Annotated in this window: 15 protein-coding genes and 5 pseudogenes; 13 read left to right on the forward strand and 7 right to left on the reverse strand. The window is 69.3% G+C overall.

Features of this window, described 5'->3' with window-relative positions; all coding sequences use genetic code 11:
* The 4 genes and pseudogenes from WMK75_RS15100 to betC all read left to right on the forward strand — a co-directional run.
* Positions 1 to 399: pseudogene (locus WMK75_RS15100) on the forward strand (hypothetical protein); the annotation flags it as partial.
* Positions 396 to 1570, forward strand: a pseudogene (locus WMK75_RS15105) (UxaA family hydrolase). The pseudogenes WMK75_RS15100 and WMK75_RS15105, both read left to right, overlap by 4 nt.
* A gap of 135 nt (positions 1571 to 1705) precedes the next feature.
* Positions 1706 to 2635, forward strand: a complete 930-nt coding sequence (choX, locus tag WMK75_RS15110; protein ID WP_347268448.1) for a choline ABC transporter substrate-binding protein — start codon at positions 1706 to 1708, stop codon at positions 2633 to 2635.
* The gene (betC, locus tag WMK75_RS15115) at positions 2636 to 4132 is read left to right on the forward strand and encodes a choline-sulfatase (RefSeq protein ID WP_347268449.1); all 1497 of its coding nucleotides are present in this window, start codon (positions 2636 to 2638) and stop codon (positions 4130 to 4132) included. It abuts the gene before it with no gap.
* A 14-nt stretch (positions 4133 to 4146) separates the two neighbouring features.
* Here betC and WMK75_RS15120 read toward each other — a convergent pair whose 3' ends face one another.
* From WMK75_RS15120 to WMK75_RS15140, 5 genes are read right to left on the reverse strand one after another with little or no spacing between them, the layout of a single operon-like run.
* Positions 4147 to 5397 carry an NnrS family protein gene (locus WMK75_RS15120; RefSeq protein WP_347268450.1) on the reverse strand — a complete coding sequence of 417 codons (1251 nt, stop codon included), beginning with the start codon at positions 5395 to 5397 and terminating at the stop codon, positions 4147 to 4149.
* Entirely contained in the window at positions 5394 to 6143 is a 750-nt protein-coding gene (locus tag WMK75_RS15125; RefSeq protein ID WP_347268451.1) for an ATP-binding cassette domain-containing protein, read from the reverse strand. The genes WMK75_RS15120 and WMK75_RS15125 overlap by 4 nt, the downstream gene beginning before the upstream one ends.
* Positions 6140 to 6988 carry an ABC transporter permease subunit gene (locus WMK75_RS15130; protein WP_347268452.1) on the reverse strand — a complete coding sequence of 283 codons (849 nt, stop codon included), beginning with the start codon at positions 6986 to 6988 and terminating at the stop codon, positions 6140 to 6142. The genes WMK75_RS15125 and WMK75_RS15130 overlap by 4 nt, the downstream gene beginning before the upstream one ends.
* A gap of 39 nt (positions 6989 to 7027) precedes the next feature.
* The gene (locus WMK75_RS15135; RefSeq protein ID WP_347268453.1) at positions 7028 to 8023 is read right to left on the reverse strand and encodes an ABC transporter substrate-binding protein; all 996 of its coding nucleotides are present in this window, start codon (positions 8021 to 8023) and stop codon (positions 7028 to 7030) included.
* Entirely contained in the window at positions 8020 to 8457 is a 438-nt protein-coding gene (locus tag WMK75_RS15140) for a hypothetical protein (protein WP_347268454.1), read from the reverse strand. Before WMK75_RS15140 ends, WMK75_RS15135 begins: the two co-directional genes overlap by 4 nt.
* 452 nt (positions 8458 to 8909) lie before the next feature.
* On the opposite strand from WMK75_RS15140, the gene WMK75_RS15145 reads away from it, so the two are divergent.
* The 8 genes from WMK75_RS15145 to WMK75_RS15180 all read left to right on the forward strand — a co-directional run bounded on the left by WMK75_RS15145 (position 8910) and on the right by WMK75_RS15180 (position 17077).
* Positions 8910 to 9854, forward strand: coding sequence for an ABC transporter substrate-binding protein (locus WMK75_RS15145; protein WP_347268455.1), 945 nt, complete (start codon positions 8910 to 8912; stop codon positions 9852 to 9854).
* A gap of 3 nt (positions 9855 to 9857) precedes the next feature.
* On the forward strand, positions 9858 to 10889 hold the full coding sequence (locus tag WMK75_RS15150) for an iron ABC transporter permease (protein ID WP_347268456.1): 1032 nt from the start codon (positions 9858 to 9860) through the stop codon (positions 10887 to 10889).
* The gene (locus WMK75_RS15155; RefSeq protein ID WP_347268457.1) at positions 10886 to 11692 is read left to right on the forward strand and encodes a heme ABC transporter ATP-binding protein; all 807 of its coding nucleotides are present in this window, start codon (positions 10886 to 10888) and stop codon (positions 11690 to 11692) included. The genes WMK75_RS15150 and WMK75_RS15155 overlap by 4 nt, the downstream gene beginning before the upstream one ends.
* Before the next feature lie 136 nt (positions 11693 to 11828).
* The gene (locus WMK75_RS15160) at positions 11829 to 13874 is read left to right on the forward strand and encodes a TonB-dependent receptor (protein WP_347268458.1); all 2046 of its coding nucleotides are present in this window, start codon (positions 11829 to 11831) and stop codon (positions 13872 to 13874) included.
* A 45-nt stretch (positions 13875 to 13919) separates the two neighbouring features.
* Entirely contained in the window at positions 13920 to 15344 is a 1425-nt protein-coding gene (hutW, locus tag WMK75_RS15165; protein WP_347268459.1) for a heme anaerobic degradation radical SAM methyltransferase ChuW/HutW, read from the forward strand.
* Positions 15341 to 15844 carry a heme utilization cystosolic carrier protein HutX gene (gene hutX, locus WMK75_RS15170; RefSeq protein WP_347268460.1) on the forward strand — a complete coding sequence of 168 codons (504 nt, stop codon included), beginning with the start codon at positions 15341 to 15343 and terminating at the stop codon, positions 15842 to 15844. Before hutW ends, hutX begins: the two co-directional genes overlap by 4 nt.
* Positions 15841 to 16734, forward strand: coding sequence for an NAD-dependent epimerase/dehydratase family protein (locus WMK75_RS15175; protein ID WP_347268461.1), 894 nt, complete (start codon positions 15841 to 15843; stop codon positions 16732 to 16734). Before hutX ends, WMK75_RS15175 begins: the two co-directional genes overlap by 4 nt.
* Positions 16735 to 16762: 28 nt before the next feature.
* A complete protein-coding gene (locus WMK75_RS15180; RefSeq protein ID WP_347268462.1) occupies positions 16763 to 17077 on the forward strand; it encodes an antibiotic biosynthesis monooxygenase in 315 nt (104 codons plus the stop codon).
* 215 nt (positions 17078 to 17292) lie between these two features.
* Here WMK75_RS15180 and WMK75_RS15185 read toward each other — a convergent pair.
* Together WMK75_RS15185 and WMK75_RS15190 are read right to left on the reverse strand one after the other, a co-directional pair.
* A pseudogene (locus tag WMK75_RS15185) lies at positions 17293 to 17571 on the reverse strand (ATP-binding protein); the annotation flags it as partial.
* A gap of 127 nt (positions 17572 to 17698) precedes the next feature.
* A pseudogene (locus WMK75_RS15190) lies at positions 17699 to 17917 on the reverse strand (ATP-binding protein); the annotation flags it as partial.
* Here WMK75_RS15190 and WMK75_RS15195 point away from each other — a divergent pair.
* Positions 17913 to 18100 (forward strand): annotated as a pseudogene (locus WMK75_RS15195) (transposase); the annotation flags it as partial. The pseudogenes WMK75_RS15190 and WMK75_RS15195 overlap by 5 nt on opposite strands.
* Positions 18101 to 18179: the final 79 nt, after the last annotated feature.

The raw sequence follows: 18179 nt of genomic DNA on the forward strand, positions 1-18179 counted from the left end.
GCCAAGCCACTTCATATGAGCTTCAGGCCACTGAACTGGCCCATAACTGCCAAAAACAGTGAAAAATCGAGGTGCCCGACAATCCAAACGTCAGGTTGCCCGCCATGGCGACCTGGGCAAGCCCTGACCTCTCCAAGGGTCGGCGATCCTACACCACGCCGCGGGGCACTATCGATCCCCGACTTTGCCCGCAAGTCCCGCGAAGCCGAGGCGCGGGCCTATCTGGCGACCACGCTGGACCGGTTCCGCAATCCGTTCCTTGACCACCGCATCGAGGACATCGCCCAGAACCGGGCGCAAAAGGCCGAGCGCCGCATCGCGGCCCTTCTCGACTGGGTCGGCCCCGCGGGACCGGCCATGCCGCGGCTGCACACCATCCTTGAAAGGGCCCGCGCATGAGCGACCGCCAGTCCATCCCGCCCCGGCCCGAGGCCATCCGCCTGAATGCCGCCAACAATGTGGCGGTCGCCCTGCAGCCGCTGCCCGCGGGCACGGAGAACCTGGGCGTCACCCTGCGCGGCGACATTCCGCAGGGGCACAAATTCGCCGTGGCCGCGGTGGCGCGCGGACAGGCGGTGGTGAAATACGGCCAGATCATGGCCGCGGCCACGCAAGACATCGCGCCGGGCGATCACGTCCACAGCCACAATGCCTCCATGGCCGACAGCCATTCCGAACACGCCAGCGCCGGCGGCACCCTGCACGCCCTGCCCGCGCGGCACGTCTTCATGGGCTTTGCCCGCCCCGATGGCCGGGTCGGGACGCGAAATTTCTCGGCACCATGGCCTCGGTCAATTGCTCGTCCACGGTGTGCAACGCCATCGCCACGGCGGCAACGCACGAGATGTTGCCGCGATTCCCGGGCATCGACGGCTTTGCCCCCATCGTCCACGACCAAGGTGCGGCATGGTCGGCGCCGGCGAGCGGTTCGGGGTGTTCAACATCCAGGAGGTCGGCGGCTCGGCCTCGGCGGTGCGAACAGCCGGTGTCCGGGCTGGTGTCGGACATGCAATACGGCGGATCGGACGGGTTTTCCGGCATCACCGCCAATCCGGGGCGGAGGCTGGCCTCGGACATGCTGGTGGCGGCGGGGGGCACCCCGATCCTGTCCGAGATCCCCGAGATCTTTGGTGCCGAGCATCTGCTGATCTCGCGCGCCGATGCCGGGACCGGCGCGCGGATCCGCGAGGTGATCGCCTGGTGGTGCGGCCATGCGACGCGCAACGGCGCCTCGCTGGACAACAACCCCTCGTCCGGCAACAAGCGCGGCGGCCTGACCACGATCCTGGAAAAATCGCTGGGTGCCGTGGTCAAGGCCGGCCAGTCGCCGCTGTCGGGCGCCAATCTGATCGCCTTTACCACCGGGCGCGGCTCGTGTTTCGGCGCCAAGCCCACGCCCGCGATCAAGTTGGCCTCGAACAGCAAGCTGTTCCGCCGCATGCCCGAGGACATGGGCCAGCGCATCTGCCACCTGCTCCTGGACACCGCCTCGGGCCGCAAGAGCAAGTCCGAGGAATTCGGCTATGGCGACCATGAATTCGTGCCCTGGAAGATCGGCGCGACCTTCTAGGGGCGCGGCCGCGCCGGGCGGGCATTGATCGCGGGACCGATCCGGGCAAGAATGCGCCATCCCCCCGGGGGCGGGGCGGTTTGCGACCTTTCCGCCCCGGCGCCCCGGCCGCAGCCTGAAACCGGAGATCGGACCATGCCCAGACTCGCCCTGCTTCTTTCGCTGGCCCTTGCCGCCCCGCCGGCGCTGGCCAATGATCCCGATAGTTGCCGCACGGTCCGCTTCTCGGACCCGGGCTGGACCGACATCACCGCCACCAACGGCGTCGCCACGGCACTGCTGCAGGGCCTGGGCTATACGCCCCGTGTCAGCACACTGTCGGTGCCGGTCGGCTATGAGGCGCTGAAGAAGGGCGATACCGATCTGTTCCTGGGAAACTGGATGCCGGCGCAGCAGAAGTTCCGCGACGACCTCGACGCCTCGGGAAAGATCGAGGAACTGGTGCAGAACCTCGAGGGCGCCAAGTTCACCCTGGCGGTGACCGAGGCGGGTGCCAGCCTGGGCGTCAGCGATTTCGCCGGTCTTGACGCGCATCGGGACGCCTTCAAGGGCAAGATCTACGGCATCGAGCCCGGGGCGCCGGCGAATCAGAGCATCCAGCGGATGATCGAGGCGGACAAGTTCGGCCTTGGCGACTGGGAACTGGTCGAGTCAAGCGAACAGGGCATGCTGGCGCAGGTGCGGCGCAATGACGGCGCGGGAACGCCCTCGGTGTTCCTGGCCTGGGCGCCGCATCCGATGAACGTGACGCTGAACATCAGCTATCTGGCCGGCGGGGACGCGGAATTCGGCCCCGATTTCGGCGGCGCCACCGTCCATACCCTGGCGCGCAAGGACTGGGTCGCCGCCTGCCCGAACCTGGCACGGCTGTTTCGCCAGCTGACCTTCACCGTCGATCAGGAAAACCTGCTGATGGGCAAGATCCTCGACGACGGTCTTGACGCGGTCGCCGCGGCGCGCGGCTGGATCGCCGAGAACCCCGAGGCGGTGGCGACATGGCTTGACGGCGTGACCACCCTGGACGGAAAGCCCGGTGCCGAAGCCGTCATGGCATCGGTGAACTGATTGAAACGGCCGAATATCCTGATCGTCATGGCCGATCAGCTGTCTGGGGTGCTGTTCCCCGACGGCCCGGCGGCCTTTCTGCGGGTGCCGCATCTGCGCCGGCTGGCCGGGCGCGCGACACGCTTTCGCAACGCCTATACCGCCAGCCCGCTTTGCGCGCCGGGGCGTGCCAGCTTCATGACCGGGCAGTTGCCGCGCCGGACCCGGGTCTATGACAATGCCGCCGAATTCTGCTCGGCCATCCCGACCTATGCCCATCACTTGCGCCGGGCGGGCTATCACACCTGCCTGGCGGGCAAGATGCATTTCGTCGGCCCCGACCAGCTGCACGGCTTCGAGGAACGGCTGACCACCGACATCTACCCGGCCGATTTCGGCTGGACCCCGGATTACCGCAAGCCCGGCGAGCGCATCGACTGGTGGTATCACAACCTCGGCTCGGTCACCGGCTCCGGCGTGGCCGAGATCACCAACCAGTATGAATATGACGACGAGGTTGCCTATCACGCCACGCGCAAGCTTTATGATCTGGCGCGCGGCGGCGATGACCGGCCCTGGTGCCTGACCGTCAGCTTTACCCATCCGCACGATCCTTTCGTCGCCCGGCGCCGATATTGGGACCTTTACGAGGGCATCCCCGAACTGGAGCCGCCCGAGGCCATCCCCTATGCGCGCATGGACCCGCATTCGCAGCGCCTGCTGGATGCCTGCGACTGGCGCGGGCTTGCGGTGACGCCTGATCACATCCGCCGCGCGCGCCAGGGCTATTTCGCCAATATCTCCTATGCCGACGACAAGCTGGGCGAGATCATGGAGGTGCTCGAACGCAGCCGGCAGCAGGCGATCGTGGTCTTTTTGTCGGATCACGGCGAAATGCTGGGCGAGCGCGGCATGTGGTTCAAGATGTGCTTTTACGAGGCCTCGGCCCGCGTGCCGCTGATGATCGCGGCACCGGGCATGGCGCCGGGCCGCGTGGACAGCCCGGTTTCGACCATCGACGTGCTGCCGACCATCTGCGAGCTTGCGGGCATTTCGCTGGCCGAGATCGCCCCCTGGACCGACGGACGCTCACTGGTTGGCGGCGCCGCGGGGCGCGGACCGGTCGCGATGGAATATGCGGCCGAGGGCAGCATCGCGCCCCTGGTCTGCCTGCGCGATGGCGACTGGAAATACTCTGCCTGCGCCGCCGACCCCGAGATGCTGTTCAACCTGGCCGATGACCCCGATGAGCGGCAAGACCGCGCCGCCGACCCGGCAGCGGCCGGGGTCTTGCAGCGGATGCGCGCCATGGCCGCCGCGCGCTGGGACCTTGCCGCCTATGACGCCGAGGTGCGCGAAAGCCAGGCCCGGCGCTGGGTGGTCTATGAGGCGCTGCGCAACGGCGCCTATTACCCATGGGACCATCAGCCGCTGATGAAGGCCTCGGAGCGCTACATGCGCAACCACATGGACCTGAACCTGCTTGAAGAAGCCAAGCGCTTTCCGCGCGGCGAGTAAGCCCGCCGCCCGGGCTATTCCGCCGCCAGCGCCGGCTGCGGGTCGGACCCCGCGGCGCGCACATCGGTCGGGAAGGATTGCAGCCCCGGCCAATAGGCGATGAGCCACATCAGGAACGCCGCCGCCCATGCGAGCGCCGCGAGCCCATGCAGCGGCCCGGGCAGAGCAAACCCCAGATCCGGCGCGATGCGCAAAGCCGTGGCCAGAACCAGCAGCACGGCCCCCAGCCGCGCCAGCAGCGGCAGGCCCAGCGTCTGGCCGCTGTGCAACAGCCCCGCGATGCAGAAGACCGCATGGACCCCCAGCCCCAGCCCGCCCATGAAGGCCAGATGCAGCCCGGCGACCGGCAGCCAGGGCGCCCCCAGCAGCGCCGCCCCGGTCAGGATCAGCCCCGCCCCGGCCAGCGCCGAGGAGCCAGCCAGAAGCAGGATCTCGGCCCGGGCGGTCTCGCGCCCGATGAAACCCTCGGCCACGCGGTCCATGAAGGCGGCGCCGGCGGCGATGATCAGCCAGCCCTGCACCGCCGGGCTGAGCCCGTAACCCATCCCCGCCATCGCCACCAGCACGAGGCCGGGGGCCAGGTTCACCCGCCCCGGATGCGGGCGAAAGGGCGAGCGCGTCTCGCTGGGGTCAAGGATCAGGTTGGTGACCGGCACGGTGATCCGCGCAAGCGCCAGCCCCAGAAGCCCCAGAAAGGCAAAGCCGATCAGATGCACGAAACGGGTGGCGCGCAAAACATCGTCGTTGAGGAAGGCGAGCCGCGCCATGGCGGTTGCCGCCAGCAGCAGCGCCAGCCAGAAGGCGAAGGCCAGCAGCCGGTCGGTCCGGCGCAGGACCGAAAGCCGCAGCAGATAGGCCAGCAGGCAGGCGATCCAGCCCAGATCGGCCAGCGCCCCCAAGGCCCCCAGCCCATCCCAGCCAAGCGCGCCGATGACCCGCCCCAGCCCCCACAGAACCGCCAGGCCCCAAAGCGGGCGGCCGCGCAGCGGCTCGGTATCGGTCCATTCCGGCGCGGCGGTGGTCAGGAACCCGATCAGCGCCGCACCAAAGGCCCCGACCAGCATTTCATGGCCGTGCCACAGCGAAGGCGGCGTGGTGCGCGCCAGCGGCAGGTCCAGCCCGAAACCCAGCACCCAGACCAGCGGGAACAATGCCGCGTAAACGGCGGCCAGCGGAAAGAACAGCCGGAAGCCCTCGTCCCCGGCAATGGCGATGACGCCTTGCGGCAGCGGGCGGGCGTGGCCCGGCGCTTGGGTGCAGCTCATGCGATCTGCCTTTCGTCGACGTCGTGGATATGGCGAAACAGCGGATCATCCGCCAGCGCATTGGCGACCCAGGCCTGCACCTCGGCGTCCGGGCGCGTGCCGGGAGAGCCCGGCAGCGGACGCTGACCCAGGACGCCCGCGCCATGGGTGTCGAGGACCGCGATGCGATGGGCAAGCCGCGCCGCCTCATGCAGGTCATGGGTGATGAACAGGCCCGAGAGCCCCGCCGCCGCGCAAGAGGCGATGACGATGTCCTGCATCCGCCGGCGCAGCGCCACGTCAAGTGCGGTGAAGGGCTCGTCGAAGTAGATGAAATCAGGGCGCACCACCAGCGCCCGGGCGATGGCGACGCGCTGGCGCATCCCGCCCGAGAGTTCCACCGGATATTTGGCCAGATCCTCGGGTTCCAGCGCCACCTGCGCGGCGGCGTCAAGGATGCGGGCCGGGCGGTCGCGGCGCGCGACGCCCGCCAGCCGCAGGACGTAATCCAGATTGCCCGAAGCTGTCGCCCAGGGCATCAGGGCCGGGTCCTGAAAGATCATCGCGTGACGCGCGTAGCCACGCTGAATGCGGCCCGAGCGCGGAGTCAGCAGCCCGGCCGCGACATGCGCCAGCGTCGACTTCCCGCAGCCCGAGGGTCCGACCAGCGCCAAGATCTCGCCCTTGGCCACGGCAAGCTCGATCCCCTTCAGCACCGAGCGGCCCAGATAGGCATGCTCCAGCCGGTGAATGGCAAGTGCGGTCATCGTTTGACCCCCCAGGGTTGCGCGGCCCGACGCCAGCGGTCGATCTCGGCCTTGACCGGCTGGACGAGGGAATATTCCACCGCGATCAGCAAAGCGACCGCGATCACCACCCAGGCCAGCGCGGTGGCGATGTCCAGATTGATTCGCGCATCGGCCAGCGCCCCGCCGATGCCGCCGGCATTGGCCAGCAGCTCGGCCATGACGGCGACCTTGAAGGCGGTGCCAAGCGCCAGCGCCAGCGCCGGAAACAGCGTCGTGGTGGTCTGGCGCAGGCCCACGGTCAGAAAGCGCCGCACAGGCCCTGCGCCGAATGCCTCGGCCATGCGGTCAAGGCCGCGGTCGCGGGTGACGATGCCCTGCGCCGCGCCGAGATAGACCACCGGCAGCGCCGAGACGAGGATCACCACCCGCACCGTCGCATCCGAGCCGCCGAACCAGATCATCGCCAGCACGATCCAGGCGATCGGCGGCACCCCCATCAGCACCGTGACCAGCGGCTGCAGCAGCCGCATCACCGCCGGCAAATAGCCCGCCGCCAGCCCCAGCGCCATGCCGGCCACGGTGACCAGGGCAAAGCCGCTCAGCGCGCGCTGCAGCGTGAGCCCGGCCACCGCCCAGGCCTCGGGGTCCTGCGCCAGCGCGATGGCGGCGCGGATCGTCTCCTGCGGCGAGGTCAGGATGAAGGGGCCGTAGGCCTCATGCCCGGCCTGCCAAAGCGCGGCCAGCAGCGCGAGGCCCGCGAGGCCCGCCCAGCCCGACCACAGGAAATCCAGCACTCGCCCGGCCCGATCGGCAAACCGGGCGCTGAAGGTCGGGCGAAGGCGGGCGGAACGGGGCGCGTTCATGGCTGGCTCCTGATGCGGGGGCGGACCGGGGTGCGCGGGTTACAGATAGAAGCCGTCATCCGGCAGCTTGCCGGCAATGGCCTTGAGATCGGGGCCGGACATGGCGACCAGCATCCGCTCGATGTCCTCGCGGGCCTCACCAGTCGGGCGGGCGACCAGATGCGAATGGGGAACCGAGGCCGCCAGAAGCGGCGCCGGCATCCCCAGCGCCTGGCTGGCATTGGCCCCGGCCGCCTGCGGATCGGCCAGCACCGCGGCGGTCGCGCCTTGGATCGCGGCCAGGATCGCCGGCACGGTGGCGGCATGGCTCTCGAGGAAGCTGCCGGTGATCGCCAGCCCGGCCTGCGGCAGAACCGGGGCGGCGCCGGTCATCTCGCCCCAGGCCTGTTGCAGGTCGATGGCGCGGCGGATGTCCTTGCCGGCCTGCTTGCCCTGCAGCACCGCGGCGGTGGTCGAGGGCTCGGTGGTCAGCGCCGCCTCGACACGGCCCGAAAGCAGCAGTTGCATGCCCTCGACCGGGCTGCCGGCATAGGTGATCTGCAGATCCTTTTCGGCGTCCAGCCCGTGATGCGCCAGAAGCTGCGCCAGCAGGATCTCGGGCGTGTCGCCGCGGAAGGGCACGGCGATGCTGCGGCCCCTGAGGTCGGGGATCGACGCGATGCCGGTATCGCCCGAGGCGATGTAAAGCAGCCCGTCGGTCATGATATTGGCCAGCCGGATCGGAAAGCCGCGGTTGTAGAGATTGGCCGCCGCCTGCACCGGCACCACCGAGATCTGCATCCCACCCGAGGTCAGCCCGGCGCGCAGCTCATCGGGGCTGCGCCAGGTCGCCATGCTGGATTTTTCGGCGATGGCGGCAAAGGCGTCGTTGGCGACCGCATGGGCCAGCACCACCGAGGGCCCGGCGGGCGGGCCGAACAGCGCCAGTTCGGTCAGCCTGTCCTGCGCCCGCAGCAGATTCGGAAGGCCAAGGGTCGCGGCGCCGGCGGCGGCCCCCAGCAGCAGCGTGCGGCGGGTAAGGTCCAGGGTCGTCATGGCATTCTCCTGCATTGGTTTCGGATGGGTTTGCGGGGTCGGATCGCTTCGCGCAGCAGCGAGCCCAGCAGCAGGGCGATGGCCAGCGGCAGCGCGTAAAGCGCCATCGCCCCCGCCGCCCCCAGCGCTGGCAGCGGCATGAAACCCCGCGCCGGCCCCTGCACCGCATGCAGCCCGATGGCGCCGGCCAGCATCAGCGGCCACAGCGCCAGCCGCCAGCGCAGCCGCGGCAGCGCAGCCGCCGCCGCGACCGGCAGCAGCCAGAGCCAGCCCCAGGCCCGCAGCAGTTGCGCCATCCCGCCCGCCGCCATCAGCGCCGAGAAGCGCAGGTCAAGCGGCCAAAGCCTGCCGCGCCATGTCGCCAGCGCCACGGCGGCCGTCGCGACCAGAACCAGCGCCCCCAGATGCAGGACGATCATCATCACCCGCTGCATCGGTCGCCTCCATCTGGCGGCAGCGTCTGCCCTGCGAGCGCCGTGGCCGAGACCGCCCGGCAGCTGCGGAATGGTCGGCATTGCCATGGGACCTGCTTCTGTCGGAGGGTTCAGGAATATCCGACCAAACTGCACAGTTATTGGGCGCCATGGCCCGCCCTGTCAAGGGAAGGTCGGGCGACAGATTGACGCGACCCTGCCGATCCCGGCCCCGAATTGGCCGGCAGCGGCGTGTCGTCAGCCGCGCAGCTGCCGCATTCCGCCCCTGAAAGCTGCCTGATCCCGGGCCGCGACGAAATCTGGACTTGTTTTGTCAGGAATCGGCCGATAAGGGATGGCCAAGCTCTCGCCCCCGTGTGACAGCCCTGCCGCCCCGGCCTTTTCGGGGCCACCGACATCTTGCGCGTGCAATGGCCATCCTTGCGCGCGCCGCTTCCGGCACTGGAGAGCACATGCCTGCTGCAATCACGGACAGGGAACAAAGACAGCACGCCTTCCGGCCGGCCCGGGCAAGCCATGCGGCGAAGGCGGGGGGCCTCGGCCTGGCACTGCTGCTGGCGATGGGTGCGGCCTCGGCCCTGCAGGCCGAGGCCGCAAGCCCGCCGCGCACCGTGGTAATCGGCGGCACCATTGCCGAGATCGTCGCGGCGCTTGGCGCGCAAGATCAGCTTGTCGGGCGCGACAGCACCTCGACCCATCCCGAGACGCTGCAGCGCCTGCCCGATGTCGGGCCGATGGTGCAGATCTCGGCCGAGGGGGTGCTGGCGCTGACGCCGGAACTGATCCTGGCCGATCCGGGCGTCAAGCCGCCCGCGGCGGTCGAGGTGCTGAAGGCCAGCGGCGTCGATTACCGGGTGATCCCGCGCGTGCTGACCGCCGAGGGCGTCACCGACCGCATCCTGGCAACCGCCGAGGTTCTGGGGCGCGAGGAGGCCGGCGCGGAACTGGCCGCGAAGGTGCGCGCCGATCTTGACGAGGCCAAGGCCCGCGCCGCAGCCATCCCGAAAAGCGAGCGCGTGCCGGTTCTGGCGGTGATCTCGCTGGCGGGTGGCAAGATCATGACCGGGGGCGAGGGGACGACGGTGGACAGCCTGATCACCCTGGCCGGCGGCATCAATGCCGGCCGCGGCATCAGCGGCTACAAGGTGATCACCGACGAGGCGGTGATTGCCGCGGCGCCCCGGGTGATCCTTGTTTCCGGCGACACCGGCGGCCCCTATGCCAGCCGCGAGGACAGCCTTGCCCATCCGGCGCTGGCGCAGACCCCGGCGGCGCGGGACGACCGCATCGCCACCATGGACGGGCTGCTGCTGCTGGGCTTTGGCCTGCGCACCGGCGAGGCGATCTTGCAGTTGCACGAGACGCTTTACGGTCCGGCGGCAACCAAGGGGCAGTGATCCATGCGGGTCCTGCCCTCGCGCCGCGCCATGGGGCTGCTGGCCGGCCTGTCGCTGCTGGTGCTGCTGGCGGCGGTGTCGATCGGTGCCACCAGCCGCTCGCCGTTTCACATGCTGCATGCGCTGCTCATCGAGGGGCTGGACATGCAGGAGCGGGTGGTGCTGTTCAACATCCGGCTGCCGCGGCTGGCGCTGGGACTGCTGGCCGGGGGGGCGCTGGCGATCTCGGGGACGCTGATGCAGGCACTGTTTCGCAATCCGCTGGCCGACCCGGGGGTGATCGGGGTGGCGCCGGGGGCGGCGCTGGGGGCGGTCAGCGCCATCGTGCTGGGCGGCATGGTCGCGCCCTGGCTGCCCTTTGCCCTGGGTCTGCCGGAAATGACCATCCTGCCCGCCTTTCTGGGCGGCTGGGCCACGGTGGCACTGCTGTCGCGCATCGCCTTTCGCGCCGGCAGCACGGACATCTCCTCGCTCTTGCTGGCGGGAATCGCGATGTCGGCGCTGACCGGGGCGGCCACCGGTCTTTTGATCACCATGGCCGATGACCAGCAATTGCGCGACCTGACCTATTGGTCGATGGGATCGCTGGCCGGCGCCACCTGGAGCAAGGTCGCGATGGCGGCGGCGGTGATCGTGCCGGTCTTTGCCCTGGCGCCGCGCCTGGCCTGCGGCCTGAACGCCCTGAGCCTGGGGGAACAGCCCGCCCATCACATGGGCCACCGCGTCGAGCGGCTGAAGCGCTTTGCCATCCTGCTGACGGCGCTGGCCACCGGGGCCGCGGTCTCGATGACCGGGGCGATCGGTTTCGTCGGCATCATCGTGCCGCACATGCTGCGGCTGCTGTTCGGGCCGGATCACCGGCTGATCCTGCCGGCCTCGGCGCTGATGGGGGGCATGCTGCTGGTGGCGGCGGATGTGCTGTCGCGCAGCCTGACCGCCCCGGCCGAGATCCCCATCGGCATCCTGACGGCGCTGATCGGCGCGCCGGTATTCCTGCACATCCTGCTGCGGCGCATGAGGGCCCAGGTCGCATGATCGAGTTGCACGACATTTCCGTGGCCCGCGGGCGGCGCCGCGTCCTGCGCGACATTTCGCTGACGCTGCGCCCGGGCGAGGTCACCGTCATCCTTGGCCCCAACGGCTGCGGCAAGTCGACGCTGCTGGGTGCGGTGGCCGGCACCCTGCCCTATTGCGGCTCGCTGCGGCTGAACGGGATCGAGGTCTCGCGTGCCTCGCCCGAGAGCATGGCCGACCAGCGCGCCGTGCTGCCGCAGCATACCGAACTGTCCTTTCCCTTCCGCGTCGCGGATGTGGTGGCCTTCGGGGCGCGCGGCGAACTGGCGGCCGATGCCCACGCCCTGCCGGCGCGCGTCGATGCGCTGCTGGCCGGGCTGGGCCTCGGCGGCTTCGGTCCGCGCAATGCCATGGCGCTGTCGGGCGGCGAGGCGCAGCGCATGCAGCTGGCCCGCGTGCTGTTGCAGGCCGAGACCGCGGCCGGCGCGCCCGTCTGGCTGTTGCTGGACGAGCCGGTGTCCAGCCTCGACCTTTCGCATCAGATCGCGGTCATGGACCAGGCGCGGGCCTTCGCGCGCCTGGGCGGCGGCGTGCTGGCGGTGCTGCATGACTTCAACCTGGCGGTGCGGGTGGCCGACCGGCTGCTGGTGCTGGACGCGGGCACGATCGTCGCCGACGGCGCACCGCACAAGGTGCTGAGCGACCGGCTGGTTGCCGAGGTCTTCGACTGCGCCATCCCGCTGAACATGGTGCCGGCCAGCGCCCCGTTCCTGCTGGTGCAGTCGGATGCGCATGCGGCCCTGCCGCGGCGCATCGGGGCATGAGGGTGCTTGACAGGAGAGCGCTTGACAGGCGCGTTTAATAGTCTAGTAAATCGCTCAACGATAAAGAAGCCAGGCACAGACCCTTCCGGTTGCCAAGCTATCCCGCCCACAGACTTGCGGACAGATAGGGACAGTCATGGCAATCACGAAACGGCATGCGGCCGTGGCATCGCTGCTGATGCTGACGGCAGCGCAGACCGCCCTTGCGCAGGACGACGAGGTGCTGCGCCTCGGCACGATCACCCTGACCGCGACCGGCCTGCCGACCGAGGAACTGGTGAACCCGGCCTCGATCTCGGTCGTAGCAGACGACGAGCTGCGCAACACCGCGCCGGTCTCGGTCGCCGGGCTGCTGCGTGACCTGCCCGGCGTCGAGGTCGTCGAGGAAGGCATCGAGCGCATCTCGATCCGCGGCGAAAGCTCGCGCCGGGTGGCGGTGCTGATCGACGGGCAGAAGCTGACCGACCATACCAATTACGGCCAGCCCGTGCTGATCGACCCGACGCTGATCGAGCGGATCGAGGTGGTGCGCGGCTCGTCCTCGGTGATCTCGGGCAGCCAGGCCATCGGCGGCGTCGTCAACATCATCACCAGGAAGGGGGCGAAGAAGCCCTTCGAGCTGACCGCGGTCGGCGGGCTGATCGGCGCCTCGGAGGGTTGGCGGGCCTCGGTCTCGGCGGCGGGCACGCTGGCCGCCGGCGCGGGCGAGATCGAATACCGCCTCAGCCACGGGCGCATGGAGCAGGGCGACCGGCGCACGCCGGACGGCATCCTGGAGAATTCGGATTCCAGCGACCGCACGAGCGCGGCCTATCTGGCCTATCGCCAGGGCCGCCACCTGACGGGGATCGAACTGCTCGACTACGACCTGGCGGCCAATGTCCCGACCGGTGATCCCGATTTCGTCATCGAACTGCCCAAGCGCAACCTGCGCAAACTCGGCCTGTTCCACGAGGTGACCGATCTCGCCCCCTGGCTGGAACGGCTGCGCCTCGATGTCCACCGACAGACCATCGACCGCGAATTCCTCAACGACATCACCATGCGCCCCGGGCCGATGCTGAACATCCTGTCGGGCTCGGTCGACCAGCAGCTGACCTATGGCGCCAGCCTGCGCGCCGAGATGCGGCTGACGGAAAACAGCCGCACCGTGGTCGGGCTGGAATATGAGGACGATCGCCTGGAAACCGACAAGGACACGGTGACCACGGTCACCCTGGGCGGCCCGATGCCGCCCATCGTCAGCACGAGGCTGCGCCATGACGAGGCCTCGATCCGCACCAGCTCGATCTTTGGCCAGCACGAGCTTGATCTGGGGCGCGAGCTGACCCTGACCCTGGGCGGGCGCTGGTATGACGTGCGCGCCCGCCACGAGGTCGCCCGCGAAAACGGCGCGGACATGCCGCGAGACGACAGTTCCGACCAACGCGCCCTGTTCTCGGCCGGGTTGGTCTGGCAGCCCGACCCGGATACGGCGCTGCGGGCCAATATCTCGCAGGGCTATGTCTTTCCTTCGCTCAGCCAGCTCTTCCTGTCCACGACGGCGGGCGGCGAGGGCATCATCCTGGGCAATGCCGAGCTGAAGCCGGAACGGGCGACCACATTCGAGCTGGGCGCCCGCCACGACCGTGACGCGCTGCTGGTCGATGCCACGCTGTTTTACAGCCGCGCCCGCGACTACATCGCCTCGGTCGCGATCGATTTTTCCGACCCGCGCAACGTCATCCACCAGTATCAGAACATCGACAGCGCCAAGACCTGGGGGCTGGAGCTGCACGCCGCCTATGATACCGGCTTTCACGGCCTGACCCCCTATGCCACGGCGACGGCGCTGCGGCGTGAATTCACCTATGCCAACGGCTTTTCGACCCGCGACAGCGGCACGGTGGCGCTGTCCGGCCGCCTGGGCCTGCGCAAGTCCTGGGAAATGGGCGAGGTCACCGGGCAGCTTGACCTGTTCCTGCGCGGCCAGAGCGGCGTCAAGCTGCGCAACGAGGACGGCGTCATCACCGACCGCACCGCGGGCTTCGGGACGCTGAACCTGCATGCCTCGGCCGATTTCGGCCAGAATGTCTCGGCCATCCTCGAAATCAACAATATCACCGACCGCAGCTACGAGCCCTGGGATCAGGCGCCGGCGGCCGGCCGTTCGGTCAACCTGTTCCTGACCAAGACCTTCTGAGCCGCCCCGTTGCAGCGCAGTCCACGACAGAGGAGCCACAGTCTCATGGCTGAAGCCAGAGAAAGATCCGCGCCGGCAGGCGCCCCCGCCCCGCGGGGGCCGCCCCCCTCGGGGCCGGTCACGCTGGAAAGCCTGTTCGCCGATGAAACCGGCGTGCCCCTGGCCGACGCTTTTCGCGGTCGCCGCCCGGTGCATAATTTCGTCGGCATGCGCCCGATCGACGCCGGAGAGGTTCCGGCGCTCTGGGCCGAGATCCACGACCGGCCGCGCAGCAATCCGGCGGTGGGCTACGTCCATGTGCCGTTTTGCGAGAACCACTGCCTGTTCTGCGGCTTTTACCAGAACCCCTGGCGCGAGGACAAAGGCGCGCCCTATGTCGATGCGGTCATCGCCCAGCTTGAGGCCTTCTCGCGCCGGGCCGCGCATGAGGGGCCGCCGCTGCAGGCGGTCTATCTGGGCGGCGGCACGCCCACGGCGCTGGCCGGGCCCGACATCGTGCGCCTGGTCACCGCCATCCGCCGTTGCCTGCCGCTGACCCCCGATTGCGAGATCACCCTCGAGGGGCGCATCTCGACGCTGGACAGGGACAAGGCGCTGGCGGCCTATGATGCCGGGGTGACCCGCATCTCGTTGGGGGTGCAAAGCTTCAAGGAAGAGGTGCGCCGCCCGCAGGGCCGCCGCGCCGGCACCGACGAGCTGATGCGCGCACTGGCGGCACTTGTCGCGCTGGATCGCGGGGCGGTGGCCATCGACCTGATCTACGGCCTGCCGCGGCAGATCCCCGAGGACATCGCCGAGGACATGCACCGCGCCGCCGATCTCGGGCTGGACGGAGTGTCGCTTTATTCGCTGCACCTGATCCCGGGCACGCCGCTGCTGACCGCGATCGAGAAGGGCAAGATGGATCCCGCGCCGACCACCGGGCTGGGCGACTATCTGGCCGCCGGCGAGGATGCCGCCCTGTCCCAGGGGTGGGAGCCGATCTCGGCCAACCACTGGCGCGGCAGCCTGCGCGAGCGCAGCGTCTACAACATCGCCGCCAAGGTCGGTCACGACTGCCTGCCCTTCGGCGCCGGCGCGGCGGGGTTCATCGGCGATCTGCATTACCGCATCGGCACCGATCTGGAGGCCTACCAGGCCGCCGCCGGCAGCGACCGGCCGCTGACGGCCGGCATGGCGCGGGGCAGCCGCCTGGCGCCGGCGCTGAACGCGGTCAAGTCGGGGATGGAATTCGGCCGCCTCGACCCGCGCGCCGTCGACCGGGCGCTGGCCGGGCTTTGCGGCCCCGACGCACCCAGCTTCTCGGACCATGCCGCGCCGCTGATCGCGCAATGGACCCGCGCCGGCCTGTTCGAACCCTTCCACCGCTTTCATCGCCTGACCCGGGCCGGCCGCTTCTGGCAGGTGGCCATGACCGGACGGCTTATCAACTGGCTGGGCCAGCACCCCGCAACAGGAGACCTGACATGACCACAGACGCAATCGCCGCCGCAATCGCCGAGAACCCCGCCGGCGCCATCGAGGACATCGCCGCCAAGGCCGGGGTCACGCCGCTGGCGGTCCTCGGCGCCCTGCCCGCGGGCGAGGTCGTCTCGCTGCCCGGCACGCTGTTCACCGAGGTGATGGAGGACATCACCACCTGGGGCGAGATCACCTTCATCGTGAACACCTCGAACATCATCTTCGAGGTCAAGGCGCCGCTGGGCCATGGCAAGGTGGGCAGCGGCATGTTCAACCTGCATGACAAGGCGATCGGCGGCCATATCCATTACCAGAAATGCGACTGCATCGCCTTCGTGCGCCGCAAGTTCTTCGGCATGGATACCGCCTCGATGCAGTTCTATGCCAAGGACGGCAGCTGCATGTTCAAGATCTATCTCGGCCGGGATGAAAGCCGCGCCCTGAAGGCCGAGCAGCTGGCGGCGATGGATGCGCTGCAGGCCCGGCTGCTGAAGGACCACGCGGCATGAGCGGCGGCACGGCGGGGCGGCTTGCCGGTCGCCATCTGTTCGTGCTGGGTCTGGGCTATGCCGCGCAGGAACTGGCGCGGCAGGCCATGGCCGAGGGGGCCCGGGTCTCGGGCACCACGCGCGACGCAGGCAAGGCCGACCGCCTGCGCGCGGCCGGCATCACCATCCTTGCGCCATCCGACGGCGGGCTGCCCGCTGATGCGCTGGCCGGTGTCACCGACCTGCTGATCTCGGTCCCGCCGCAGGCCGCGGGCTGCCCGGCGCTGGCCATGGCCCGCACCGCCCTGCAGCATGCCGATGCCCTGCGCTGGATCGGCTATCTGTCCTCGACCGCCGTCTACGGCGATTGCGGCGGGGAATGGATCGACGAGACCCGGCCGCCGGCGCCACGCGGCGATGACGCCCGGGCCCGCCTGCTTGCCGAGGAGGAATGGCGCGCCGCGGCCCGCGCCGCCGGCGCCGCCTGCGATGTCCTGCGCATCGCCGGCATCTACGGCCCCGGCCGCGACCGTCTGGCCAGCCTGCGCGAGGGCAAGGCGCGGGTGATCGACAAGCCCGGCCAGGTGTTCAACCGCATCCACCGCGACGACATCGCCGGCGCCGCGCTGGCCGCGATGCTGTCCCCCGCGGGCGAGCGGCTGACCAATCTTGCGGATGGGCAGCCCTGCTCCTCGGTCGAGATGATGACCGGGCTGGCTGACATGCTCGGCCTGCCGGCACCGGAAATCACCGCCCATGATCCGGCGGCAAGCGCGGGCCCCATGGCCGGGTTCTTTGCCGAGAACCGCCGGATCCGGAACGACCGCCTGCGCGCGCTGCCGGGTTTTGCCCTGCGCTATCCCGACTGGCAGGCCGGCTACCGTGCCATCATCGCCGCCGAGGCCGCCTGACCCGACCCCACGACAAGGAGAGACCACCATGTATATCGCCATGAACCGCTTCAAGGTCCGCGCCGGTGCCGAGGACGAATTCGAGACCATCTGGAAAACCCGCGAAACCCGGCTGAACGGTATGGCCGGCTTCAGGACCTTCCACCTGCTGCGCGGCGCGACGGACCAGGACCAGGGCTACACCCTTTACGCGACCCACACCGTCTGGGACAGCGAGACCGCCTTCACCGCCTGGACAAGATCGCCCGAATTCGGCAGCAGCCATCGCGATTCCGGCTCGGGCCGGCTGCTGATGGACGGCCATCCCCGGTTCGAGGGCTTCCACGCCGTCGAAGGCGCCTGAGCGGGTAGCCGCCGGCGGGCCGGTGGCGGGCCGGTGGCGAACCGGAAATGCCATGCGCTCCGCCCAGGCGCCGTGCCGGTCCGGCCGCCCCAAGCCGCCCCGCCATCGGCAGGCCGAACCACTCCGATCAGGGTGCGCATTCCGACGCATCCGGTCAGTCATTCCGGGGTATCCGGTCACCTGAGGATCGTTGCCGCGTGGGCATGGATTTGATGTCAAGCGCGGTGGCCTTCGTCAATTTCTTCGTTGGGGTCGCTCGGTCGGCGCAGTGAAGGTCCGTCGAGTTCGAGGCGATAGGCTTTGTGAACCAGGCGGTCGAGGATGGCATCGGCAAATGTCGGTTCGCCGATGACGTCGTGCCAGGCGGTAACCGGCAACTGGCTGGTGATCAGGATCGAGCCGCGCCCGTGCCGGTCCTCGACGATTTCCATGAGGTCGCGGCGCTGACCGGCGGTCAGGCGATCCGGGCCCCAGTCGTCGAGGATCAGCATGTCAACGGCGGAGCAAAATCAGGCCAATGGGCGGCGTAAAACCAGGCCACTTGTGGCGCACGCATGATAGCGCCGTGAGGGCGTAGCCCGAGGGGGGCTCATGCGTGCGCGGCGCTTTTCGTCAGGGGTTTCAGCCGGCCTTTCGGGCGCGGCTTTGAGCGAGGCGACAGCTCTCGCCGTTCATCACGATGATACTGACGTGGTGAGTCAGCCGTTCGAGCAGCGCGCCGGTGAGGCGCTCGGACCCGAAGGGTGAGCCCGCGAACGCCATCGGTCCGAGAGAGCGGGCGAACGGCCATTCGTCGAAGGGCAGGTTGCTGGTGATCAGGGTCGATCCGCGCTCATATCGAGAGCGCGCTCTCGATACCCGTTTGAGCACGCTGAACCTGCGGGTGCCGAAGCTGCGGCAGGGCAGCTATTTCCCGGGCGTCCTTGAGGCCCGCAAGACCTCCGAGCAGGCGCTGGTGGCGGTGATCCGAGGCAAGCCTGGATCGGCGGCGTCTCCACCCGCCGCGTCGAGGAGAGTGTCCGATTTTCTGTGTATCGGTGATCCGGTCCATGCTTCACCGAAAGGAAGCATGCATGACGATCTCCAAGGAAAGACTGGACGA

It is taken from the genome of Paracoccus sp. (in: a-proteobacteria), from assembly GCF_039808215.1.
In the GTDB taxonomy this organism is placed as follows: Bacteria; Pseudomonadota; Alphaproteobacteria; order Rhodobacterales; family Rhodobacteraceae; genus Paracoccus.